Source organism: Hungatella effluvii, from assembly GCF_003201875.1.
Taxonomy (GTDB): domain Bacteria; phylum Bacillota; class Clostridia; order Lachnospirales; family Lachnospiraceae; genus Hungatella; species Hungatella effluvii.
Map to the genome: position 1 here is coordinate 82,125 of NZ_QJKD01000019.1, position 22,913 is coordinate 105,037.

The 22,913-nt window shown below is 50.0% G+C and carries 20 protein-coding genes and 1 tRNA gene; 4 read left to right on the forward strand and 17 right to left on the reverse strand.

The window, feature by feature from the left end:
• Window positions 1-88: 88 nt before the first annotated feature.
• From DFR60_RS25570 to DFR60_RS25585, 4 genes are all read right to left on the reverse strand, one after another.
• A complete protein-coding gene (locus tag DFR60_RS25570; RefSeq protein ID WP_110325599.1) occupies window positions 89-2,041 on the reverse strand; it encodes a peptide ABC transporter substrate-binding protein in 1,953 nt (650 codons plus the stop codon).
• 65 nt (window positions 2,042-2,106) lie between these two features.
• On the reverse strand, window positions 2,107-3,192 hold the full coding sequence (locus tag DFR60_RS25575) for a dipeptide epimerase (protein WP_110325601.1): 1,086 nt from the start codon (window positions 3,190-3,192) through the stop codon (window positions 2,107-2,109).
• A complete protein-coding gene (locus DFR60_RS25580) occupies window positions 3,189-3,989 on the reverse strand; it encodes a serine hydrolase (RefSeq protein WP_110325603.1) in 801 nt (266 codons plus the stop codon). The genes DFR60_RS25575 and DFR60_RS25580 overlap by 4 nt, the downstream gene beginning before the upstream one ends.
• Before the next feature lie 505 nt (window positions 3,990-4,494).
• On the reverse strand, window positions 4,495-5,142 hold the full coding sequence (locus tag DFR60_RS25585; protein ID WP_110325605.1) for a Crp/Fnr family transcriptional regulator: 648 nt from the start codon (window positions 5,140-5,142) through the stop codon (window positions 4,495-4,497).
• A 103-nt stretch (window positions 5,143-5,245) separates the two neighbouring features.
• On the opposite strand from DFR60_RS25585, the gene DFR60_RS25590 reads away from it, so the two are divergent.
• Window positions 5,246-5,872, forward strand: coding sequence for an ATP-binding protein (locus tag DFR60_RS25590; RefSeq protein ID WP_110325607.1), 627 nt, complete (start codon window positions 5,246-5,248; stop codon window positions 5,870-5,872).
• A gap of 88 nt (window positions 5,873-5,960) precedes the next feature.
• Here the strand turns inward: DFR60_RS25590 and DFR60_RS25595 are convergent.
• The 7 genes from DFR60_RS25595 to DFR60_RS25625 all read right to left on the reverse strand — a co-directional run bounded on the left by DFR60_RS25595 (window position 5,961) and on the right by DFR60_RS25625 (window position 11,690).
• A tRNA-Arg gene (locus DFR60_RS25595) sits at window positions 5,961-6,034 on the reverse strand.
• A 76-nt stretch (window positions 6,035-6,110) separates the two neighbouring features.
• Entirely contained in the window at window positions 6,111-7,112 is a 1,002-nt protein-coding gene (locus DFR60_RS25600; RefSeq protein WP_110325609.1) for an MBL fold metallo-hydrolase, read from the reverse strand.
• Between the two features lie 219 nt (window positions 7,113-7,331).
• A complete protein-coding gene (locus DFR60_RS31525; protein ID WP_432764130.1) occupies window positions 7,332-7,433 on the reverse strand; it encodes a hypothetical protein in 102 nt (33 codons plus the stop codon).
• Between the two features lie 37 nt (window positions 7,434-7,470).
• Complete coding sequence (locus DFR60_RS25610) at window positions 7,471-8,346, reverse strand: glycoside hydrolase family 16 protein (RefSeq protein ID WP_110325613.1); 876 nt, start codon at window positions 8,344-8,346, stop codon at window positions 7,471-7,473.
• Between the two features lie 68 nt (window positions 8,347-8,414).
• Complete coding sequence (locus tag DFR60_RS25615; protein WP_110325615.1) at window positions 8,415-9,902, reverse strand: ABC transporter substrate-binding protein; 1,488 nt, start codon at window positions 9,900-9,902, stop codon at window positions 8,415-8,417.
• A 23-nt stretch (window positions 9,903-9,925) separates the two neighbouring features.
• Window positions 9,926-10,765 (reverse strand): carbohydrate ABC transporter permease, encoded by an 840-nt coding sequence (locus DFR60_RS25620; protein WP_110325617.1) that lies wholly within the window; start codon window positions 10,763-10,765, stop codon window positions 9,926-9,928.
• Window positions 10,766-10,784: 19 nt separating this feature from the next.
• The gene (locus tag DFR60_RS25625) at window positions 10,785-11,690 is read right to left on the reverse strand and encodes a carbohydrate ABC transporter permease (protein WP_110325619.1); all 906 of its coding nucleotides are present in this window, start codon (window positions 11,688-11,690) and stop codon (window positions 10,785-10,787) included.
• A 289-nt stretch (window positions 11,691-11,979) separates the two neighbouring features.
• Between DFR60_RS25625 and DFR60_RS25630 the strand changes: the two genes are divergently transcribed.
• The 3 genes from DFR60_RS25630 to DFR60_RS25640 all read left to right on the forward strand — a co-directional run bounded on the left by DFR60_RS25630 (window position 11,980) and on the right by DFR60_RS25640 (window position 16,093).
• Window positions 11,980-13,878, forward strand: coding sequence for a DUF4838 domain-containing protein (locus DFR60_RS25630; RefSeq protein ID WP_110325621.1), 1,899 nt, complete (start codon window positions 11,980-11,982; stop codon window positions 13,876-13,878).
• A 13-nt stretch (window positions 13,879-13,891) separates the two neighbouring features.
• A complete protein-coding gene (locus DFR60_RS25635) occupies window positions 13,892-15,100 on the forward strand; it encodes an ROK family transcriptional regulator (protein ID WP_146218633.1) in 1,209 nt (402 codons plus the stop codon).
• A gap of 84 nt (window positions 15,101-15,184) precedes the next feature.
• Window positions 15,185-16,093, forward strand: coding sequence for a LysR family transcriptional regulator (locus DFR60_RS25640; protein WP_110325625.1), 909 nt, complete (start codon window positions 15,185-15,187; stop codon window positions 16,091-16,093).
• Between the two features lie 38 nt (window positions 16,094-16,131).
• Here DFR60_RS25640 and DFR60_RS25645 read toward each other — a convergent pair whose 3' ends face one another.
• From DFR60_RS25645 to DFR60_RS25670, 6 genes are all read right to left on the reverse strand, one after another.
• Window positions 16,132-17,433, reverse strand: coding sequence for a GntP family permease (locus DFR60_RS25645; RefSeq protein ID WP_110325627.1), 1,302 nt, complete (start codon window positions 17,431-17,433; stop codon window positions 16,132-16,134).
• A gap of 17 nt (window positions 17,434-17,450) precedes the next feature.
• Entirely contained in the window at window positions 17,451-18,764 is a 1,314-nt protein-coding gene (locus DFR60_RS31030) for an SLC5/6 family protein (RefSeq protein ID WP_243005182.1), read from the reverse strand.
• 11 nt (window positions 18,765-18,775) lie between these two features.
• Window positions 18,776-19,333 carry a hypothetical protein gene (locus DFR60_RS25655; RefSeq protein ID WP_110325629.1) on the reverse strand — a complete coding sequence of 186 codons (558 nt, stop codon included), beginning with the start codon at window positions 19,331-19,333 and terminating at the stop codon, window positions 18,776-18,778.
• A complete protein-coding gene (fadK, locus tag DFR60_RS25660; protein WP_110325631.1) occupies window positions 19,326-20,969 on the reverse strand; it encodes a medium-chain fatty-acid--CoA ligase in 1,644 nt (547 codons plus the stop codon). The genes DFR60_RS25655 and fadK overlap by 8 nt, the downstream gene beginning before the upstream one ends.
• A 103-nt stretch (window positions 20,970-21,072) precedes the next feature.
• On the reverse strand, window positions 21,073-22,086 hold the full coding sequence (locus DFR60_RS25665) for an electron transfer flavoprotein subunit alpha/FixB family protein (RefSeq protein WP_025531486.1): 1,014 nt from the start codon (window positions 22,084-22,086) through the stop codon (window positions 21,073-21,075).
• 25 nt (window positions 22,087-22,111) lie between these two features.
• A complete protein-coding gene (locus tag DFR60_RS25670; RefSeq protein WP_025531485.1) occupies window positions 22,112-22,900 on the reverse strand; it encodes an electron transfer flavoprotein subunit beta/FixA family protein in 789 nt (262 codons plus the stop codon).
• Window positions 22,901-22,913: the final 13 nt, after the last annotated feature.

Below are 22,913 nucleotides of genomic sequence, written 5' to 3' on the forward strand. Positions count from 1 at the left end.
ATCTATTTCCGAGAACATTTTTACTTATTTCCGCAGTGATGCGGATACTTACCGAAGTAAATGTTCCGGTAAGCATCCGCCCTCCGCTCTACTGGCCTGCTTTCTCTTTATTCGCCTCAAACTCTTCCATAGAGATATAATGATCCTGCAGATGCTGGCCCTTATACTTTAAGTTGGACACACCAAACGGCGCATACTGGCCTTCAAACACATTGAGCTTCGTCGCAAGATATTTGCTTACGCTGATGCTGAAAGGCACGACAAGCGCATGATTAATCAGAGTGGCCTCCGCTTTGGCAAATGCCTCATAGCGGGCGTTGATATCCACCTTGATGTCCTTGGCTTCCTCAATCGTTGTAAAATACTCTAATACAGCGTCGGCAGAAGGGGTTCCATCCTCAATGGCTTTCGCAAGGTTTGCATACTTGTAGCCCAGATCGTAGCCGCTCTCGCCTTTCGCCTGGTAGAATGGATCGGTCCATGTCTCCGGGTCCGCGTAATCGGCGCCCCAGTTACACTTTAACATTGCGTACTTTCCGTTACGGCGGATCTCAGTCAGGAATCCGTCGGTTGGACCTGTCTGCACGATAATATCGATGAAATCAGTTCCCAGCAGCGATTCCATCTGCTGTTCCACAACCTGACACTCCTTATCCCAGTTGACCTCGGTAGGATTGTACGGCAGCAGCACCTTCACCGGGAAGGTCACGCCTTCGGCCGCCAGCTCACTCTTTGCCAGATCACGGTACTCCACGGCCTTCGCCTCATTAAAGGTATCTCCCAGAGCCGCCATATCGCCGATCTCTGTAAAATCGGTTCCATCCGCATTGAAGGTAAACTTCGCCGGAGTGATGGTATTGATCACGTAATCTTCCGGAACGTTCGGCTCCAGCACAGCGACTTCCTTGGTCTTATTCAGAGCGGAAGAGAGGGCCTTCCGGAAGTTCTCATTATTCACAGCCTTTCTCCAGTTATCCGGCTCATACTCTGCATCGAACTGTGGATCAAAGTTGAAGCAATAGAAATAGGAGTAGCTGTTTCTCGGCCTCTCACGGCTGATCAGATTCTTTGTATCCTCGTTGCTCATCCAGTCGTCCAGAATATCGGCTGTGATTTCCGCGTAATCGATCTCACCGCGCTTGATCATCTCCGGTCCGATCGTAGTCGATTCCGCATTGTAAATCTTCTGTATTTCATCGATATAGACGATGTCCGCATCATAGTTTAATGTATTCTTTTTATAGATCCGGCGCTCCTGAGGAGAAAATTCCGACATATAGTAAGAACCATTGTAGTACATCTTATCTGCGGCCGTTGCAAACGTCTTGCCCAGTTCCTCCAGCTGAGGTCCATAAGCCGGCATATAGACGATATAAGCCAGAGAAGACAGGAAATACGGCACTTCCGTCTCCAGCGTATAGGTAAGCGTATGGTCATCCACTGCCTTTACTCCCACCTCGGAGAAATCGACAGCATTCCATACCACACCGTCCTCATCGGCTCCGCCGTTATATACAAGGCCATTGTAATAGGCTTTGGCATTTGCTATCACACCGAACAGATTCTGCACAATTCCGCTCTCGTATTCCGGTGTCAGCTGGTATTTGATGGCGTCGACAAAGTCCTGTGCCGTCACGTCGGCTACCGGCGCGCCTGTGTTATCCACCCATTTGGCTTCTCTTAAATGAAAGGTCCACGTCTTGGACGCCTCGTCATATTCCCATTCCGTCGCCTGTCCCGGACGGATCTTGCCTTCACTGTCGTACTCAATCAGCGTATCGATACAATATGCTGCTGTTTTAAAATCCGCTTCTGACGCAGAAACCAGATAGTTTAATGTTGTAACTTCCCCCGAATACAGCTCTGTGTACACGACGGGTTTTCCCCCGTCTTCGCCTTTACCGGCCTCGTTTTTCCCAGCCTCCGTTCCAGCAGCCGCAGAGCCGCCTTCCGTCGTCTTTTTACCGCCGCATCCGCTGAGCACGGTCGAAGCAGCAAGAACAGCACAGAGCAGTGCCGCAGTCAATCTTCTTTTCTTCATAAGTTTTCCTCCATGTTCCTAATATTCTAACCCTTGCGGGATTAGTTTCCATACGATTACGCCAGTTACGGCTCAAATGCGGGAACTCTGGTAATCCCGATCCCGTCATTGTCATTCATTCGGATGACCGCGCCCTCATAAACCGGTCCCCCTGTATACGGATCGGTGGAACAGAGGGATGGACCGTCCAAATCCGCACGGGTAATAATCCCCTTACCCGCCGCCAGATGAGCCGCCGCGCTGACCGCGATCTTGCTCTCCAGCATACACCCGATCATGCACTCCACTCCGTAGCTTTCCGCAATGGCACAGATCTTCAGCGCCTCATAGATCCCGCCGGTCTTCATCAGCTTAATGTTAATGAGATCCGCCGCCCGGTTCTGGATAATCCGAACCGCATCCTCCGGAGAAAACACGCTTTCATCCGCCAGGACAGGTGTGGCCACATTGGCCGTCACAAACTTCATCCCGTCAAAATCATGAGCATTCACCGGCTGTTCCACTAAATCCATCTCAATTCCCGAATCCTCCATGGCCCTGATGATGCGAACGGCCTCTTTGGCCGTCCAGCCCTGGTTGGCGTCGATGCGCAGCCGGATCTCCGGCCCCACAGCCGCCCGGATCTCCCGGATTCTCCGGATATCTTTTACGCCTTCTTTTCCCACCTTGATTTTCAGGATTCGAAAGCCCTGTTTAACCGCCTTTATGCTGTCCTCCACCATCTCGTCCACACCGTTGACGCTGATGGTCAGATCTGTCTCCACTTCTGTCCTGCTGCCTCCCAGAATCCGGTACAAAGGCTTCCTGCAGGACTGCGCATACAGATCATAGAGCGCCATATCCACCGCCGCCTTGGCCGATGTATTCTTCACCATACAGCCGTGAAGCTTCTTCATCATGCCGTCCAGGTTATCGATCTCCATACCGATCAGATTCGGAGCAATAAACTCCTCGATGGCACACCGGATGGAGCCTTTCGTATCCCCGGTAATCACAGCAGTGGGAGGGGCCTCTCCAAAGCCCGTTCTGCCGTCATCCGCGGTAACCCTGACCACAATATCATTCACACTGTTCACGGTCCGCAAAGCCGTCTTAAACGGCGTTACAAGCGGAATATTCACTTCCGCTGTCTCTATCTTCGCAATTCTCATACTCTAACCTCCGAATTTCTATGGTACAGCCACAGGGAAGTCTCCGCCATCACGCGCTCATATGCCGGCGTATCGGTATCGTTTCCGCAGTAGCACACGATAAATGGCTGTTTTGCATATACAATTCCAACATCATGTGTAATTCCGCAGTCTTCCCCTGTCTTGTGGGCGATTTCCGGTTCCTCCGGCAGTGCCTGCAGATAAAACGGAATCTTGCTGCACAGCTGCTGGTTCTTTAAAATAGAAATCATCTTTTCACTGGCCTGCCGGCTCACCAGTCTGCCCTGATACATCTCACGCAGCAGACGGCCCGTCTCCGCTGCCGTTATGTAATTCTGGATTCCCTGCTTTGATTTCTCCGTATCGTACATCTTCCGCTGGAGCACCGTATCGCGGTATCCCATCCGCCTGATCGTGCGGTTAATCTCCTCGATTCCAAGAAGATCGATGAGTACATTCGTCGCCGTATTATCGCTGAAAATAATCATCAGCGTCACGAGATCGAGAACCGTCACTTCGATTCCGTCATGGAGATACGTAAGTGCCCCGCAGGACGGCACACAGTCCTCCCGCTTCATGCGGATGATCCTGTCGGAACTCAGAGTCCCCTCCTCGAACCTCACAAATGCTTCTGTCATCACAAACAGCTTGATAACGCTGGCGGCCATCATCCGTTCGTCCTCGTGATGCGCCGCCCGCTCACCGGTCACAAGGTTTTCATAATAAAATCCCGTTTTTCCCGGAAGTCTCCTGATCTTCTCGGTCACTTCCTCTTCCAGACTGCCTGTCAACCGCATAAGTCCCCTCTCTACGCCTGTCGAATTTTCATATAGAAAAAAAGAGGCACTGCACCTACCACCTACAGCTACCTCATTGCACCTGATTTTGCGACTGATCCGTATTCTTTATGAAATATAATCTTATGTATAAGTATAATAAATTTCACAAAAAAAGCAAGCGCTATTTCCCTCTGTTTCGGTAATTTTATAACAGTTCAGACGGCTCATCTTCTTGACCGAAAAATCCGGTCAAGAAGCATCGGATATTCATCCGATGTAAAAAATGGTGCAAAGACGGCCTTATGAGCCAGCTCAACGTCCGTTTTTGCACCATTTTTCCCGCCGTCTGAACTGTTACGTCATTTTATTACGGTTTGCAGCCCCTCCGGCCTCGGCTGGCCGGTTTGCGGCTCCTTTGGCCTCAGCTGGCCGGTTTGCAGTCCCTCTGGCTTCGGTTGTCCAGTCTGCTCTGCCGTTCACGGCTTTAAAAATTGGCTGCCCCGCTGCCTGCCACGTTTTTTGACTACCGCAGCTCCGCTTTCAGCAGCTGAAACTGATTTTTATGGAAGGCTATCTGTCCTTCCTCCTTCAGCCGCCCCAGCTCCTTCGACATGGCGCTCCTGTCCACGGCCAGATAATCAGCCATCTCCTGACGGTTTAACGGAATAGTAAAGGACTCCCCTCCCGCCTTCTTTGCCTGCTCCGACAAATAAGAAAGAATCTTCTCCCTGGTTGTGCGTTTTCCCATATGGCCGATCTTCTGCGTCAGCGTCATATTCTTTTCCGCCAGGATTTTAAGCATATTGCGGACCAGACGGTTATGAAACTCACATGCGGACGGACAGACGGTTATAATTCTCTCACAGTTGATAAAGAGCACCTCCGTCTTCTCCGCGGCGGTCACACTGACCGGCAGACACTCCACGCGCGCAAAGGAAAACGCCTCGCCGAACAGACCTCCCCGCTCCACATGGGCCAGTATGGTCCGGTTGCCCCAGAAGTCGTCGGAAAATACCAGCACGCTGCCGGACAGAACCATACCTACCTGATCCGCCCGGTCGCCCGCCATTAAGATGTACTCTCCTTCATCAAATAAAACTCTTCTTCCGCCAAGACACGGAAGCAGCTGTTCCAGTTCCCCATTTTCAATCCCGTCAAATAATGAAACCATCGTACTCCGCCATTTCGATTTATTTTCAATTTCGTTGCAAAAACAACATACATTTATTTTTTAGTATAGTATGATACAGCTATCGAGTCAAGGAGGAAAAAACATGATAAGAAAAATCATTCACATTGATACAGACGCCTGTACCGGCTGCGGACTGTGTGCCGAAGCCTGCCACGAGGGAGCCATTCAGATGATAGACGGAAAAGCAGTTTTAACGAGAGAGGATTACTGTGACGGTCTGGGAGACTGCCTGCCCGCCTGTCCCGCAGGGGCCATCTCCTTTGTAGAGCGCGAAGCGCCTGCCTACGATCACTCCGCTGTACAGCAGGCCAAGCAGGCCCGGAACCAGGCCGGACCGGAAGACGTTCCAAGCTGCCTGTCCCAGTGGCCGGTCCAGATTAAACTGGCGCCCATCCACGCCCCCTATTTCGCCAATGCCGACCTGTTGATCGCAGCGGACTGCACCGCTTTCTCCTATGGTAATTTCCACCACGATTTTATCCGGGACCACATCACTCTGATCGGATGTCCGAAATTAGACAGCACGGATTATTCCGAGAAACTGACGGAAATCCTGCGTGAAAATGACATCCGCTCCATAACGGTAACCCGTATGGAAGTTCCCTGCTGCGGCGGAATTCAATTTGCAGTGGAACGCGCGCTGGAAAACAGTGGGAAAGATATCCCCTGTAACGTATTTACTATAGGGATTGATGGGCATTTGCAGTAAAGACGAATTGAAATAAGCTAGAATGTTAATCAAAAATAGAAAAGACATCCACAATCGGATGTCTTTTCTATTTGGAACCCTATTTTAATGCGCCGAACATGATTCGAACACGCGGCCTTCTGGTCCGTAGCCAGACGCTCTATCCAGCTGAGCTATCGGCGCATATTGCTTTCGCAACGGTATTAAGTATATACGATAGAATCAGTTTTGTCAACTGGTTTTTTAAATTTTTCCATAGCTAGGATTTCCAGTAAATAATTCCCTCCCGCTCGTTTCTCTCCACAAGCCCTTCCCCATACATAAATTCCAAACAGGAAAAAGTCTTCGCCCAAATCTGGGTACAGGAGACGAAATGGCGGTAATCAGGCGGTCCCTGGCTTCTTCCGTATGCTCGAACGCCGACATCCCGGGTGGTCATAAATCCCCTATCCTCTTCCAGTATCCTCTTCATGATTTCGCATTTATCCAGATAGCCGAGAATAATCCGGTTGGCTTCCTTTTCCACATCCTCTATGGGACCGTAATGGCAGGGCAGAATCCGACAGTCCGCATATCGGTGCTTCATATCGCCGAGAGATTCCATATAGCATTTTAAAAGTCCCAGATCCTTCTGCTGGCTGCCCACGATCGGCACAATGGTAGTCATAATCTGATCCCCGCAAAACAGCAATCCGCGTGTCTTCTCATAGAGTCCGCACTGTCCGAACGTATGACCCTTTAAAGAAACGACATCGAATCCATACTCCCCATAGCCCAGGGTCTCACCGGGGCAGGTCGGGATAAAGCTGAAATCCTGGGCCTTTCCCCGTTCCGCATAAGCGCGGCCGGTATATTCCATAATAGCCTGATAGACCTCCGGCGTATCCTTTTCCGTCACACCCACAGTCCGCAAATTCTGTACGCGCGACTCTTCATCCGCCAGATAGCAGTGAAGCAGGTCTGCCCGCTTCCTGGTCTCCTCCGGATTCATCAACACACTTGCCCCCAGCTCCTGCAAAGCCGGCACAAGCCCCGTATGGTCCGGATGGTCGTGGGTAATAAACACGTCTAAATCCTTATAGGACACTCCAAGCGCCTCTACCATACCGCTCAGAATCTCCCAGTCCCGCTCAAACCGGAAGGAGGTATCCACCATCAGGCTGCGCCCGGGCTGCCGGATCAGATAGAGATTGCGGGGACTCATGTGACGGTCAGAATAGGAAATCGTCTCCTGAAATATATTGTGGTAAATTTCCTGCATAGTTTCCTCCCCCTCACATCATCGCTGCTTTCCGTTAATAACCTTCATTGTAAAAACTTTTCGGACAAATGTCAAATGGAATTCGGACTATATCCCTCTTCATAAGCAGCTGTTCCTCCGGCACGCTATCCGTTTCTCAGCACAGCACTATAACATTGAAGATAAAAAACGCAGGCGCAGGTAAGAATCTTTGTTCTTTTCCTGCGCCTGTCCCACCGTTCAATCTACAGCTGTGAAGATCCACTGCTGATTATCATGCCCCGTATCGTTCCACTGGATAATTGGAGCCTGATCCGTGGTCAGACGGCCCTTAATATCCAAAACCAGACCACTGTTCTTATTAACTATTTTATAATAATCACCTGATTGTTTGATAGACCCGGACGTAATCTACCAGCATCTCCGCGGGCAGCCTTGATTCATCCGGAGTTCCTATCCAGCTTCCGCCCATACCAAGACTGAGAATAAGGAATTCCGGCCCCTGCGGTACTGCGATTCCGGAATAAACAGCCGTCACAGCTCCGTCAACCATAAATTTCAGGGAAGATGGCGACCATTCTACTGCAAATACATGCCAGTCATAAGGATCTCCTTCCATTACCGGCTTGGGAACAGCTGTCCAGCTTTTATGCCCGTCTCCATATCCCCCCCAATGCACCGTGGACTGATAGGCATTTCCATCTGTGTATATATGCTCCAGGATATCCACTTCGGCACCGTATCCCTCTTCCCCTTTTGAATTTTCAAGACCTATAAAAGAGAATCCATCCTCATACTTATGGGGCATGAGCCAAAATGCAGGATTGCTGCCAGGAAGATCAGGCATCTTAATTCTTGCCTCAAACAGCCCGTAGCTCAGTTCTGTTTTATTCCTTGACTGGAGAATTCCGGTGCGGTACTTATGTTCTACACCATCGCCCAGATCAATGGGGTTATTCTCTGCCAGTATATGAAGACTGCCGTCCTTTACATAGACATTTTCAGGACAAACGACTGTTTCTGAAGTGCTCCCGTAAAAAAAGTAGTCCTCATTGTCAATTGCCGCCGGGAAACGGTTCCAAACCTGTGTATTAACAGCATCACCGTCAAACTCATCATTAAATACCAAACGCCACTCATCAGCCTCCTCCGCACCGGAAGAGACGGCTGCAGCAGCCGGAAATACGGCAAGTGAACATACCATCATACATGCAAACAGACTTCCCAGTAACCTTCTTATCACACGGTTTTTCATAGTCCCTCCAATCTCTGCAAAACAGCGGCCGAAAAAGCAGTACGCAGAACCGCTTCTTATACAATACCTCACTTCGAGTAATCATAATCCTTCATCGGATCCCAGTCGTCAAACTGGAATTTACTTTTATCCACTCCAGCTTCATTCATGGCACTTTCCCACTCCTTCTCGACAGCATCCGAAAAGCGGTCCAGTTCCGCGTCCGTATCTTTGATAGAGCCTGCCATTACCCCCTGCATGATCTGGCCCAGATTCGGCGTAACCTCCTTCACCTTGGCATAGACCTCCGCAGTCTCCGGATTAAGCGCCAGAGGATCCGGACACAGTTTTCCGCTGGTTTTCGCCAGATTATAATATTCCAGCATAGCAGTATCCGTCATAGCTTCTTCATTTACGCCCTTTATACACGATACAAAGCCTCCGTCCGATACCACCAGGCTCTGATAGTCTTTTCCAAACAACTCAGTCAGGTATAGAGCGGCCGCCTCCGGATGCTGGCATTTCGCAGAGATACCCATCCATGGCTGGGCACCGATATAAGGGTTGCCGCCTTTCGCCCCCTCATCCGGAACGGGAAGCGCCATAACGCCAAAATTAAGATTAGGATTTTCTTCACGCCAGGTAGGAATGCACCAGGACCCCTGAATCAGAAAGCCTGCTTTTCCCTGTGCAAACATCGCCCGGGCGGAAGGAGCATCCAAATTGATGGAATCCGGGTGAATCGATCCTTCCTTCGTCAAATCCGCATACAAATTCAGCGCCTTTTTCATCCCCTCACTTGCAAAAGGATTTTTTCCATCCACTATACTTATTACGCCATAGTAGTTGCTCTTTGCTCCTGCCAGATTGGCAAAGGATCTGAGTTCAATCTCCGTCCTGACTGCCGCCGCGCCGCTTTCGATCAGGCCATAATACTGGCCGCCTCCTGTTTCTGTAATGGCTTTGCAGGCATCGGTAAACTCAGACCAGGTTTTCGGAGGATTCTCCGGGTCCAGCCCTGCCTGCCCAAGAATATCTTTATTGTAAAACATAAGGGAATTCACAATGTTGGCAGCTTCCGGAAGTGCATAAATCTCTCCGTCAAACGTAGTAACCCCCTCATTCAGGGAACCGGTTTCAAAAGAATCGATAAATTCCTGTGTCAGATAAGGAGACATGGACTGATACCAGCCTTCTGATATGGCAGTACTCAGCTTCACCCCGCTTGGAAGTGCAAACAGGTCAGGAGCATCTCCCGACTTAATGGCTGTCGTTAACGTCTGCGTCATCTGATCACCGGACATCATCGTATATTCAACCTTAATCTCAGGATGGCGTTTCATAAACTCTTCGTTAAATACTTTACGCCGTTCCTGTGTGCTGTCGCTGCTGTCCATGATGCGGAGTACGATACTCTCTCCTTCTTCTGCTTTCACTTCTGCTTCGGCAGACATTGTGCTTTCAGCGCCGGCCTCCGGTGCTTTTTGTGTCTCCGATGTGCTATTCGTCCCACACGCTGTTAATCCGGCCGCCATAACCAGTGCCAGACTGATACTCAATAATTCTTTCTTTTTCATAGTAACCTCCTATATTTTTATGCTCAGCTTTTTACGGCGCCGGCAATACCATCGACAAAATATTTCTGCAGACAAATAAACAGGATAATAACGGGCACAACTGCGATACTGGCGCCCGCCGCAATGCCGGTCCAGTCCACGACATGCTCGCCTTTCAGTGCATACAGCCCCACCGCCAGGGTTCTCAGCTCAGGCTTACTCAGTGTCAGCACCAGCGGAAGCAGGAAACTGTTCCACGTCCATATAAACTGCATAATCACCACGGTGACAATTACCGGTTTACCCAGGGGAAACATAATTTTAAAATACGTCTGCAGAAAGCCGCAACCATCTACAATAGCCGCCTCCTCCATTTCATTGGGAATCGAGGTGTAGAAGCTGGAAAACAACATCAGAAACAGAATATGGCTTCCTCCACATTCAGCAATAATCAGGCCGAGCAGGCTGTTTGTCATATGTAAACCATTTAACAATTCGTAAATTGGAATAATCGTAAAGGTCAGTGGAACCGTAATGCTGGCCATGAATATGCCAAGGATCAGCTTTTTTCCCGGAAAACCGTAGCGCCCCAGGGCGTAACCTGCCGCCGACGTGCACAGCAGCACAATAACAACCGAGCATACCGTAACGACAATTGTATTGGAAAAATACTGGCTGAAATTGGCGTTATTCCACGAACGGATAAAATTATCCAGAGTTGGATGCTGAGGAAAAATATTAAGGCCGCTGCCCCAAAACTCATCCTGAGTCTTAAACGACGCTGTAATCATCCAGATAAACGGGTAGACCCAGACAAATGCAAAAATACTGAGGACTGTATACAGGCCGCCTCTGCCTGCTATATGTTTTATTTTTGTGTTCATTTTTGTCATTCTCCTTCCTTCAGTCCACACGTTTCCGGCTGATCAGGTTCTTTAATGTATTCAGGATAAATCCGATCAGAATCACGCAGAGACCAAACAGCATGGCGGCCGCACTGGCGTATCCAAGACGCGGCATTCCCACGGAACTTGCATATGCCGTCCGGTATACGAAGGTCCCCATCACATCCGTAGCGAAAAACGGGCCTCCGCCGGTCATTGTCTGCACAATATCAAATACCTTCAGAGAATTAATCGTCGCCAGCAGGATAATGACTCCCCCGATCGGCAGAATAATCGGAACCGTGATATACCGGAATTCCTCCCATTTTCCCGCACCGTCAATTTTCGCAGCCTCGACCACATCCTGAGGAACGCTTTGAAGAGCAGCGAGCCAGTAAATCATATAGATCCCCACATCCTTCCAGACACCGATAACTGCTACTGTCGGCAGGGCCAGACTGGCCTGCCCTAAAAAATTGACCGTCCTCTTTGCGCCGAATAACTGCATCAAACCGTTGATCGCCCCTGTAGGACTCCAGATAAACAGCATGATAATACCTACTATGGAAGCAGTTGTGATAACCGGCAGAAAAAACAGAGTGCGGTAGACCTCTCTCATCTTAAGAGTCTTCTCATTTAAAAGAACCGCAAGAAACAGTGATAACACAATTAACAGCGGTACAGAATACAGCATATATTTAAAGCTGTTTGCAAATGCATTCCAAAACCAGTGATCTGACAGCAGCTCCTTAAAATTAGACAATCCTACAAACGACTTATCCGAACTGATTCCAGACCAGTTCAAGGCGGAATAATAAATACTGGAAAGTATCGGCCAGCCCTGAAACCCTATATAAAACAGAGTGGTAGGCAGTATGAAAATCCAGCACCAGATGTATTGGCGTAATTTTCGTTTTTTGTGCATTTTTTGTCCTCCTTATTTTCAATAACTAAAATAATTATTTTCTGTGTTTTATAAGTTCAATATACTGCTTTCCGCTATAAAGGTCAACACTTTTTCTCTTTTTCAGCGTTTTAAACAAACTTTTTCTATGCATTATGTCTAATCAGACGATTTACTTCCCGAGTTTCTCATCTTATAATATGCATATATTTATTTTAATAATTAAATTTATTCATCATTATATTGCTATAATATTTTAAATTTTAAATATTTAATCAACTATTGCTGTCTCAGCATCTAAGGAGGACTTATGATTCATTTGAATTTTATCCGTGTTACTGAAAACCAGGTCGTAGACTACGCCCAAAAGGAACTTACCGGCTATCTCTGCCGGTTATTAAGGGAAGAAATTACAGAGTGCAGCATTCCGGTTGAATTTGCTTATGGAATGCCCATTCCAGGTCTTGCAGTTCCGGAAGCGAATGATCTGGATGATCAATTTCAGATTCTTGCATCGCCTCAGTTGATTCAAATATCCGGCTCCAACCCCCGTTCCATATTATTAGGCGTTTACCGGCTGCTGTCTGAAACAGGCTGCCGTTTTCCCATGCCCGGCAAGGAATGTGAGTACATACCGGCCATCCGTCTGGACCAGTTGAATATCCGCTTATGTGAAGCCGCTTCCTTCCGGCACAGGGGCGTCTGCATCGAAGGGGCCGACAGTATTGAGAACATTCTCGACTTTATCGACTGGCTCCCCAAGCTGGGCTGCAACTCCTTTTTCGTACAGCACTTCGAACCTGAAGTATTCTTGAAGAACTGGTACTCCCACAAATATAATCCACTGCTTTCGGAAGAGATCCCAGGCAGGGAAGAACTGGAACATATGTACCGGAAAATTGATAAGGCCATGGCAGTCCGGGGCCTCTTACACCACCGTGTCGGGCATGGCTGGACCTCAAAAGCCATGGGAGTTCCCTACGCGTGCGCGCCTGCAGTAACGGCCCCTGCAAAAGAGCAGAAGCCCATGCTCGCCCTGGTAAACGGAAGCAGAGAGTTCTGGGAGGGTATCCCCTCCAACACGAATCTCTGTTACTCCAATCCCAAAGCAAGAGACGCATTTATAAAAACAGTGGCAGACTATGCCCTAAGCCATCCGGAAGTCGATTATATCCATGTCTGGCTGGCCGACGAGTACAACAACGTATGCGAATGCAGAAGCTGCCGGAGTACCTCTTTATCAGACCAGTACATCAGCCTGTTAAATGAGATTGACCATACGCTGGAACAGTCGGGCGTCACCACGCACATCGTCCTGCTGCTGTACCAGGAGCTGCTTTGGCCCCCGATCCGCCAGGCGCTCGTGCATCCGGAACGTTTTACACTGATGTTTGCCCCCATCAGTCGTACATTTAACCGCTCCTATTCCTGCCGCGGGCCAATTCCCCACCTTATGCCTTACCGGAGAAATCAGATTGCGCTTCCTCACACCCTGGAAGAAAATCTGGCTTTTCTGGAGGCGTGGAAGGAACACTATGATATAGATTCGTTCGTTTACGATTATCCTCTGGGCCGAGCCCATTACGGCGATCTCGGATATCATACGATCGCCAGGGTTATCTCCTCTGATATCAAGGAGCTGCCCTCGCTTGGTCTCAACGGATACATGAGCTGCCAGGAACTGCGCGCCGCTTTTCCAAATGCATTTCCCAATTACGTAATGGGCCGCACTCTGTGGAACAGCAGTCTTTCCTTTGAGAAACTTGAGGAGGAGTATTATTCTGTGATATACGGCAGCGGCTGGCGCACAATAAAAGAGTATCTTAAACGGCTCTCTTCTCTGTCCTCCTCCGATTATTTCAATGGCATTGGCCCGCGTATTAATTCGGAACAGGCCGCCCATTATAAGGAGGTCCAGAGATATGTGGAAGAATCATACCAATATATCAGACAGTGCATTAACCCTCCAACCCCTTTTCAGAAAATATTTTTTACTTTGCTTGACTACCATGCAGAATATTGTATACTGATTACAAAAGCGTTAGCAGCTCTGGCCGCAGGCTGTGCGGCAGATGTTCCCGGGGCATGGGATTCCTTTATGAAATTTATTCGGTACCATGAAACGGAATTTCAGCCTTATCTTGACGTCTACCGCGTACTGGAGGTCGGAACAAAATATACCGGATTTGATTTAGATATTGATCGATAGAAAGGATTTCATTATGTATATTGAAACAGGGGAAGGCTTTGACCGTTTCACCACTTCCAGCCGTATCTTGCGGTATATTTTCCGCAATCAGCCAGTTTCCCGTTCTGAGATTGCAAAACAACTGGGCCTGTCACCTGCCATGGTGACGACCGTCATCTCATCACTGATAGAAGACAATATCATAAATGATTTAGAAAAAACTGCGGAAAATGACTGTAAAACCTCCGGCCGGAAGCGTTCCCTGCTGGGGATCCGGGCGGAAGCCCGGTACAGCGCCGGGGTTGAAGTAGGAATGGGCCATTTTCGTTTCTGCCTCACCGATCTGTCCGGAGCGATTCTGGAACAGATCAGCTACGTTCCAAACCATCAACAGATTTACAATGTCAATACTGCCATCGAACAGGGTGTTCAGAAGCTGATCAATGACAGTGGGGTTCCCAAAGAGCAGGTAATCGGTGTCGGCATAGCTCTGCCTGGCCATCTCGATCCTCAGGACGGCCATATGGTTACCCTTTCTTCCAACTGGACCAATTTTAATGCTCATGCCCTGGCGGAATCCCTGTGCATGAAAGTCGCTGCTGAAAATAACGTCCGCTCCATGGCATATCAAAAATACCTGTTTAATTACAAAACCTGTCCTGAAAATTTTGTATTCATACATGTCGGCGTAGGTATTTTTTGTGCCAGCTTTACTTCCGGACAGCTGGCCCAGGGAAGCTATATATCTGGAGAAATCGGACACACCATCTCCAATCCGGAAGGTCCGCGCTGTGAATGCGGTAAAAACGGCTGTCTGCAGACGTATGCCAGCGAAAGCTGGATTATGCAGAAGATACGTATCCTTTACGATGCCGCTCCTCACTCCCTTCTGCATGGCCTGGCCTCCTGCGCGGACGATATTACACTGGATACAGTGCTTACCGCATACAGCCTGGGGGATGAGACGGTCACCCGCATTCTGCAGGAGGCAGTTCGTTATCTGGGCATTGCAATCGCAAATATTTCTATTATCATGAATCCACAAAAGCTATATCTGCACAGCTGTATGTTTCAGCACAGGCTCCTGCGTGATGAATTACAGCGCTATACAGAAAGCCAGTTGACATTTCTTGATAAACACTGCACGGAAGAAATCAATATACTTGATTACGATTCCTCAAGGGCTGCCACGGGTGCGGCCGCCCTGGCCATAGACCGCCTGTTTATCTGCCGTCAGCCATAATTCACTGTGATCTCATTTCATGGGGCACTGGCTTTTCCCTTGTTAATCCTGTATAATAAATACATCGATTATATGGAGGGGCTTATGAACTTACCACAACTGTACTATTTCCGAAAACTGGCTGAAGTCCAGCATTACACGGAAGCAGCCAAGGCACTTTATATTACGCAGCCCAGCTTAAGCGATTCCATCGCATCTCTGGAAAAGGAACTGGGGGTATCCCTCTTCCAGAAAAAGGGGCGTAATATTAAGCTCACCAAATACGGGGAAGAATTTTACCAGTATGTCAGCGAATCCCTGGGTATCCTGGAGCACGGCATCTCCCTGATCAAGGAGAAATCAGGTCATATCAGCGGTTCCATCGATGTCGGATGCATTCCCACCCTGTTAGGTGACTTTTTACCGGAAGCGCTGGATCGTTATCAGAAGAAGAATCCGCTGGCCACGCTGAATATCTATCACGGAATGTCCATCGAGGTGGCGCAGGGCGTTTCCTGCGGCAAGTATGATATCGGCTTCTGTTCCATGGTGGACGACATGCCCGACTTAGTCTTCGTCCCCATCACCTATCAGGAGCTGATCGCCATCGTCCAGGACAACCACCCGTTAGCAGACCGTGGAGCCATGTATCTGTCGGACTTAAAGGATTACAGGCTGACCACCTACCGGGACACGATTCCCATCGGCAAGGTCGTCCGCAAGCTTCTCAAAGAAAAAGGTGTGGAGGCCGTCTATTCCTACGATGACGAAATCTCCATTGCAGGCAGGATTTCCAAGTCCTCAAAAGTGGCCATCGTGGCCGATACCCCCTATTTGAGGCAGTTTAACAATCTTGCCAAGGTCCGGCTTTTGGACGTGCCCAAAGACACCCGTATGATTTACATGGTATACAGCAATAAAAACTTCATTACCTCAGCCGTGGAAGCCTTTGCAAACTTTATGGTTGCCAGTTGCTTAAATATGCCGGAAAAGGAACCGTCCTCTGTTGTCTGAAACAGAGGTACGGTTCCTTTTCTCATACTTACAAATTCCTAAAACGTAATGCCAAAGGTGGCCATCAAAGCGATAACCAAACCCGCAACAGCCGCCGGAATCATGGTCCCAAGAATTACATGCTTGTAACTCTCTTTTAAACTGCATCCGCAGATGGACATCGTAAGAATCGCCACGGAAGAGTTAGGCAGCTTATTTAAAATCAGGGCAGACTCTGTCACAATTCTGTGCAGGGCCTGAACATTGACCCCCATATCCACAAATGCCTGACCAAAGCTCTCCAGGAAAATGGTTTCACCGGAGATTGCAGACCCGGTCAGACCGGTCAAAACCGCGGTCCCGAAATACGCCTTTAAATACACGGGCATATTCATGGATAAAACGGCCTGCTGCAGCGCCTGAAATGCAGGCGACAGGCTGAGCACCTTGGAAAGTCCCATGACCGCAGCCACGGTCAGCATGGAATTCAGTCCGGATCCCGCGCCCGTTTTCGCGGAGGACTTGATGTTTTCAATATGCTTGAACTGAGTCGCCATAATCAGCAGAATACCTACGGTCAGCGAAAACAGGATACTGGTGGAGGTTCCCCAGCTGGAGGTCGCCACTACAATGCCGAATACCACGATGAACGGAAGCACCGACATCCCAATGCCGGGAAGCTCTTCATCGCTCATAACCTTGTTGGAGCTGGTATACATGGCCAGCAGCTCCTCATTCGTATGCTTCTTATGGCTCTGCGCCTGTGCATAGTTGAAATATAAGAAGTAGCACACAGCCAGGATCACGGTAAACACCAGAGATAAGAACGGCGCCGATCCCAGAGACGTTCCCAGATAACCGCTGGGCAGTACGTTGCAGATATCCAGAGTGTACATAAAACCATTGGCAGAAGCTCCGCCGCCCAGCAGCATGAACGGAAGCAGCCGGCGATCCATCTTGTTCTCACGAAGCAGATTGTCCGCGATCGGATACAGTACAAATACCATGATATAACCGTTGATGCCTAAAAGCGTAATAAAAAAGGTACAGATCAGGATAACCAGCCCCACCATTTTGGCTCCCAGCTTCTGCGTCAGCCATTTGGCAATTTTTGTGGCCAGTCCGGTTTCCAGCACCAGCTGTCCGAAGATGCCTCCCATACCCAGGATCAGGAACCAGGAAGTTACGAAACCGCCGGCGCCGCCGGAGAATGTGGTAAGAAGACCGTCGGACAGGCTGAGCTGACTGCTTAATAAGATAATTACCGCCGTGATTACGGTGGCGCAGATCATGTCAATCCCCTTGATGATCATGACTACTAAGAGAGCAATGGCAAAGATAAGACCCATTGTTGCTAACATAAAAATACCTCCATCATTTATTTTTTAGTTCCGGCCTGCACCTTCCTGCCGCTGTCATACTCTCTGTCCGGCCATCCGATTATCACATTCATCACCGTGGGAAGGATGAGGGTGAATAAATTGATATAGGATGCCGCGGTCAGTCCCTTGGATACCAGTGCCGTAAGCCCCGCCTGGGAAATCACCCAGGTAAGACAGATATAGACAAAAGTAAGGACAGCTCCCCGCCGGTTGCGCCTGGCTTCGGAAACCTTCGGATCTTCCCCGGTCTTTTTCTGATACCAGTTCAGAGCACGGTCATTAAAGCCCTGTGCATAGTTGATCGCCGTGGAGATTGTTGCAAAAAAGATTGCTATGGTAAGCAGTGTCAGCGAAATTGCCTTGACGGCGCCGCCCGCCCAGCCGTTCTGTACCACCAGGATTGTGTACACGGCTTTTCCATTTGCCCATCCATCGTAAACCGCGCTGTAGTTACCCGCCAGGTTTATGGCGTTCATCTCCAGAAATATCCAGTTTACAATCACGGACAGAATCACCGCCCTGCGCAGAGTTTTCTTATTGTTAAACAGCTGCGCATGATTGACGTACGCGCCGAATCCAGCCAGATTCTGACCGGAAAAGATATAGGCCCATACAAATGCAATCAAAAGATATTTTAAAAAGCTGCCCGCGCCCGACGCGATTCCGGCCTCCATGCTGCTGCTCATAACAGCCATCTCGTTTGCCAGTTTTCCGCTCCCGATATTGAAAATAAGATTTGGAACGTGAACGACAACCAGGGCGATAAAGATAACAGCGCTCATGAACACAGCATTCTTGCGGACCAGCTCCGTGCCTTTCATACAGAGAAGAAACATGATAATTCCTACAATAAATGTGGTCCATATGTACGGAATCCCCGTCAGCTCCTTAAGGGCTGAGCCGGAGGTGGAATAGGCCAGTGCCATACATACGATGAGCAGCCAGTTAAAATTCAGCTCATACACGATCTGCATCGGTTTTGCCAACACGCCTCCCCAGAATCTGGAACCGTATTTTTCAAGGAAATTCCCATAGTCAAAGGTTTTAAAATCCATGGCGAATTTCATGAAGAAATAGATAATAAAGCAGTTGATCGCCGCCACCACAAGAGGCATCAGCAGGCAGAAGTAAGGCTGTGTCACCTCCGGAAGCATACCGTAAAATCCTGTGTTCTGGAAAAAATAAGTCCAGGGTGTGGAGCCTGACGCAAAACCGCCTCCGCACTGCGAGCTGAATGCAATGGATACAAACACCAGCACTGCTCTCCAGTCCACCGCTGTCCCACCACTTCCGACATTTTCGCTTTTCATATGTACCTCCCCTACCTCTCCGTTTCCTTTTCCCGTGTCTGCCAGTGGGCTGTCATTCTGTCCAGCGGCATTTCCAATAGTCCCGTCCCCTCTGAATAAGCGTAAACCGTAAAGCCCCTCTTACAGCGGAACACGCATTCCAGACAGGGATCTTCATCGCAGTAGCAGAACGCATCCGTGTCTGCCAGTGCAAATACCATGGGGGAACGTTTTTCCTTCATCACGTATTTTAGATAACCGCCCGTGAAGGTCTTCAAATAAATCCACTGCGGTGCGCACTCCTGTTTTTTCGTCTTCCAGGATACCTTTACCGCGTTGTCGTTATAGCCGCCGGTAATCTGGTAACTGAGTTCTAAAAACTCCTTTGCCTCCCCGGCGTCTGTCGGCGCCAGGCGCTCTGCTTCCTCATTGCAGCAGAGAATCTTCTTCTCCTCAAGCGCCTGGCCTCCGGTAACTGGAAATAAGCTGTTACAGCTTCTGCAGCGATAAAATACGACATCCGGACACTGATCCGCGCGTGGTTTTCTGGTATCCCGGCACCTTCTCGGTCCAAATTTCTGCTCAATCATTGCGTTCCGGGCCCTCCATTCTTTTTTCCAGTTCCTCTTTCAACAGATACTTCTTCACCTTTCCGCTGCCCGTATGGGGAATACGGTCAATCAGCTCCAGCCTCTCCGGCCAGAACCGTTTCGGGACGCCGTTCTGACAGAGCCATCCGGTCACGTCCTCCAGCTTCAGATGTTCAAATCCCGGCAGCGGAACGGCAAAGGCGCAGATTCTTTCGCCCAGCCGGTCGTCCGGCATCCCGATCACCGTGTGGTCGCCCATTCCCGGACAGCCCTCCAGCCGGTCATTGATCTCATTGGAATTCAAATTCTCGCCGCCGCGGACGATCATATCCTTCTTTCTTCCAATTATGCGAATATTCCCCGCTTCATCCATGACGCACAGATCGCCGCTGTGAAACCATCCATCGTCATCCAGGGCACTGTCCGTAATCTTCTTATCCTTTAGGTATCCCACAAATACATTGGGTCCCCTGGAAAGCTCTTCTCCCGGTACACCAGGCGGCACGTCGTTTCCCTCGTCATCCACGACGCGGATCTCAACGCCTTCTACCGGACGGCCGGAAGTGGTTCCGTTTAATTTAAGCGCCTCATCGGGCCGTACAAACACGTGGGGGACACTTTCCGTCGAACCGTAGACCTCGCAGAGCAGGATCCCGAAGCTCCACGCCTTCTGTACCATATATCCCGGCACCGGAGCGCCTCCGCAGAGGTATAGCTTCAGAAACGGCAGTTCTCCGCCTCCGTTCTCCAGTTCCCGGAGAATGTCATAGATAAATGGCGTAGCGCCCATGGAGAAGGTACACCGCTCCCGGTTCATCAGATCAATGGCTTCCCGGCAGCGGTATTTCTGCTGAAGCACCACTTTCGCCCCGATCAGCATGGGAGCAATCAGCCCGTGATGAAAGCCCGTTGCATGATTTAACGGCGCAGGCATGAACATGATGTCCTCACTGGTCAGCCCCAGCTCTTTGGTAAATACCTCCTCGCTGTAGCGGATATTATTGTGGATAAGCAGTACTCCCTTCGTCCCGCTGGTCGTCCCGGAGGTGCAGAGAATCAGCGCCAGATCCTCACCTTTCCTCCTGATCTCCGGCATTACCGTATCCGCCTGGTCCATAACCTCCGTAAACGCCAATACCCCGTTTCCCTCCGGCTTCTCACCGCCCACGATGACGACACAGGACAGCGACGGAATGCGTTCTCTCACAGCCAGAATCCGGCTTGCATAATCCGTTTTATGAAAAAAGGAGGGGCCGAAGTAAACCTTTGACTCCGTTAAATTCATGCTCCGGATCAGTTCCTTTTCCTCATAGGACATGGCGATGGGATGGGCTACGGCCCCGGTCATAAAGCAGGCGATGGTCACCACCACGAACTCGCTCCAGATGGGGAGCTGGAACGATACCGCGTCTCCCGGCAAAACACCCTGCTTCCGGAGAAAGGCCGCCACTTTTGACGCAGCCTCATCCATCTGCCGGTAGGTATACCGATTCCCCCTGTCATCCACCACATATTCTCGTTCGGAATACTTCTTCACGGATTCTTTCCAACAGTCCAGCAGCGTGATATCTTTCCAGAAGCCCTCGGAAAGATACTTTTCCCGCTGGATGGCATTGATCTTCATCTCATCAATCATGACCCGTCTCCTATACCTTTTTGCGCGCATCCTGCCGGATCGCGCCTGCCATCAGCGCATGTACTGCGGTATGCTCTGAGGAACGCTTCCTCATCCCTGCTGTCTAGTGCAAAGCTGCACTAGCCTTTAACTCCTTCACAAGAGCCGGAACAATCTCGAACACGTCGCCTACGATGCCGTAATCCGCCACCTCGAAGATCGGCGCCGTGTCATCCTTATTGATCGCCACAATGGTTCCGGAGCCGCTCATGCCCGCCACATGCTGGACAGCGCCGGATATGGCGCAGGCGAAGTATATCTTCGGAGTTACCGTGGTTCCCGTCTGCCCTACCTGTTTGGACTGCGGCATCCATCCCGAATCGACCGCTGCCCTGGAGCATCCGACGGTTCCGCCAAGCACGTCTGCCAGTTCCTTCAACACTTTGAAATTCTCTCCGTTCTTCATGCCGCGGCCGCCGGATACGATCACCTCCGCGTCCTGAAGCGGGATATCGTTGTCCTCGCACGCCTTAATGAAATCAATCACCTTAGTCCTGATCTCGTTTTCCGGTGTGTGGATCGGTTCCATGATGATCTCCGGCTTGTTGTCCATCACCTTCTCCGGCTTCTTAAATGCGCCTGGTCTGCAGGTTCCCATCTGCGGCCTTGTCTCGCTGCACAGGATCTGTGCGTAAAGATTTCCGCCAAATGCAGGCCGTTCCCAGACCACATTTCCTGTCTCCTCGTCTACGCTAAGCGCCGTACAGTCTGCGGTCAGACCCGTACGCAGGCTGACTGCAATCTTAGAGCCCAAATCCCTGCCGTTTACGGTTGCTCCTACCAGAATCGTATTGGGATCATACTTTTCGCAGAGCTTTAAGAATACATTTCCATAAGCGTCAGCGGAGTAATTCTCATATTCGTCTCCCTTTACCACATAAATCTTATCCGCGCCGTACTCGCCGGCCTCCTTCACCGCCTCATCCACATCCTTTGCGATGACTACGGCACATAACTTCTGCTTTAAGCCGTCCGCCAGCTTTCGTCCCTGGCCAAGCAGCTCAAGGCCCACGCTTTTAGGCTGACCCTGGAAGCATTCGATAAATACCCATACGTCCTTACATGTATCAAAACTCATCTCTCGCGACCTCCTTTTGCCGTCCTTAAAGTACTTTTGCCTCTGTCAGCCTGTCAATCAGGGTCCCTGCGGTCTCCGCCGGGCTGCTGCCTTCAATGTTCATGCAGTTTGCATTTCTCTTTGGCGTAAACGTTGCTTTTACCTTTGTGGGGGAACCCTTTAAGCCCATCTTGGTCGTATCGGAACCCGGCAGACTCGCCAGAGTGATCTCTCCGATCTCTGCTCTTAAGGAAGTCAGCACGCCTTTAATGGTAGCGTATCTGGGCTTATTGCTCTCCTTTGTCGCGGTACAAAGCACCGGAAGGCTGGCCTCTATGACCTCCACGCCCTCTTCCACCTGGCGTCTGGCGATCACCTTATCGCCCTCTACCTCCATATCGAGAATATACGTCAGCCTGACAGCCCCCAGATGCTCCGCAATACTGGGGGCTGTCTGTCCCGTATCTCCGTCGATGGCCTGTTTGCCGCCCAGGATTACATCGAACCCGCCCAGCATCTGAATCGCCTGAGACAGAATATAACTGGTGGCATACGTATCGGAACCGCCAAAGGCGCGGTCGGTAACGAGATACGCCTCATCAGCTCCCATGGCCAGCGCTTCCCGGAGCACTGCCTTCGCCTGAGGCGGCCCCATGGAAATCACGGTCACTTTTCCGCCGTAGCGGTCCTTCAGCTGAAGGCCTGTTTCCAGCGCATTTTTATCAAAAGGGTTCATGATACTCGGCACGCCGGTACGAATCAGCGTATTTTTCACCGGATCAATCTTGATCTCAGTGGTATCCGGAACCTGTTTTATACAAACAACGATATTCATCTTCATTCCTCCT

Excerpts from the sequence above, each read along its gene's own strand:
- DFR60_RS25635 (WP_146218633.1), top strand. The coding sequence starts at position 13,892 with ATGTATATTGAAACAGGGGAAGGCTTTGACCGTTTCACCACTTCCAGC.
- DFR60_RS25580 (WP_110325603.1), bottom strand. The coding sequence starts at position 3,989 with ATGCGGTTGACAGGCAGTCTGGAAGAGGAAGTGACCGAGAAGATCAGG.
- DFR60_RS25585 (WP_110325605.1), bottom strand. The coding sequence starts at position 5,142 with ATGGTTTCATTATTTGACGGGATTGAAAATGGGGAACTGGAACAGCTG.
- DFR60_RS25620 (WP_110325617.1), bottom strand. The coding sequence starts at position 10,765 with ATGAACACAAAAATAAAACATATAGCAGGCAGAGGCGGCCTGTATACA.
- DFR60_RS25640 (WP_110325625.1), top strand. The coding sequence starts at position 15,185 with ATGAACTTACCACAACTGTACTATTTCCGAAAACTGGCTGAAGTCCAG.
- DFR60_RS25630 (WP_110325621.1), top strand. The coding sequence starts at position 11,980 with ATGATTCATTTGAATTTTATCCGTGTTACTGAAAACCAGGTCGTAGAC.
- DFR60_RS25575 (WP_110325601.1), bottom strand. The coding sequence starts at position 3,192 with ATGAGAATTGCGAAGATAGAGACAGCGGAAGTGAATATTCCGCTTGTA.
- DFR60_RS25670 (WP_025531485.1), bottom strand. The coding sequence starts at position 22,900 with ATGAATATCGTTGTTTGTATAAAACAGGTTCCGGATACCACTGAGATC.
- DFR60_RS25665 (WP_025531486.1), bottom strand. The coding sequence starts at position 22,086 with ATGAGTTTTGATACATGTAAGGACGTATGGGTATTTATCGAATGCTTC.
- DFR60_RS25610 (WP_110325613.1), bottom strand. The coding sequence starts at position 8,346 with ATGAAAAACCGTGTGATAAGAAGGTTACTGGGAAGTCTGTTTGCATGT.
- DFR60_RS25615 (WP_110325615.1), bottom strand. The coding sequence starts at position 9,902 with ATGAAAAAGAAAGAATTATTGAGTATCAGTCTGGCACTGGTTATGGCG.
- DFR60_RS25655 (WP_110325629.1), bottom strand. The coding sequence starts at position 19,333 with ATGATTGAGCAGAAATTTGGACCGAGAAGGTGCCGGGATACCAGAAAA.
- DFR60_RS31030 (WP_243005182.1), bottom strand. The coding sequence starts at position 18,764 with ATGAAAAGCGAAAATGTCGGAAGTGGTGGGACAGCGGTGGACTGGAGA.
- DFR60_RS25625 (WP_110325619.1), bottom strand. The coding sequence starts at position 11,690 with ATGCACAAAAAACGAAAATTACGCCAATACATCTGGTGCTGGATTTTC.
- fadK (WP_110325631.1), bottom strand. The coding sequence starts at position 20,969 with ATGATTGATGAGATGAAGATCAATGCCATCCAGCGGGAAAAGTATCTT.
- DFR60_RS25590 (WP_110325607.1), top strand. The coding sequence starts at position 5,246 with ATGATAAGAAAAATCATTCACATTGATACAGACGCCTGTACCGGCTGC.
- DFR60_RS25570 (WP_110325599.1), bottom strand. The coding sequence starts at position 2,041 with ATGAAGAAAAGAAGATTGACTGCGGCACTGCTCTGTGCTGTTCTTGCT.
- DFR60_RS25600 (WP_110325609.1), bottom strand. The coding sequence starts at position 7,112 with ATGCAGGAAATTTACCACAATATATTTCAGGAGACGATTTCCTATTCT.
- DFR60_RS25645 (WP_110325627.1), bottom strand. The coding sequence starts at position 17,433 with ATGTTAGCAACAATGGGTCTTATCTTTGCCATTGCTCTCTTAGTAGTC.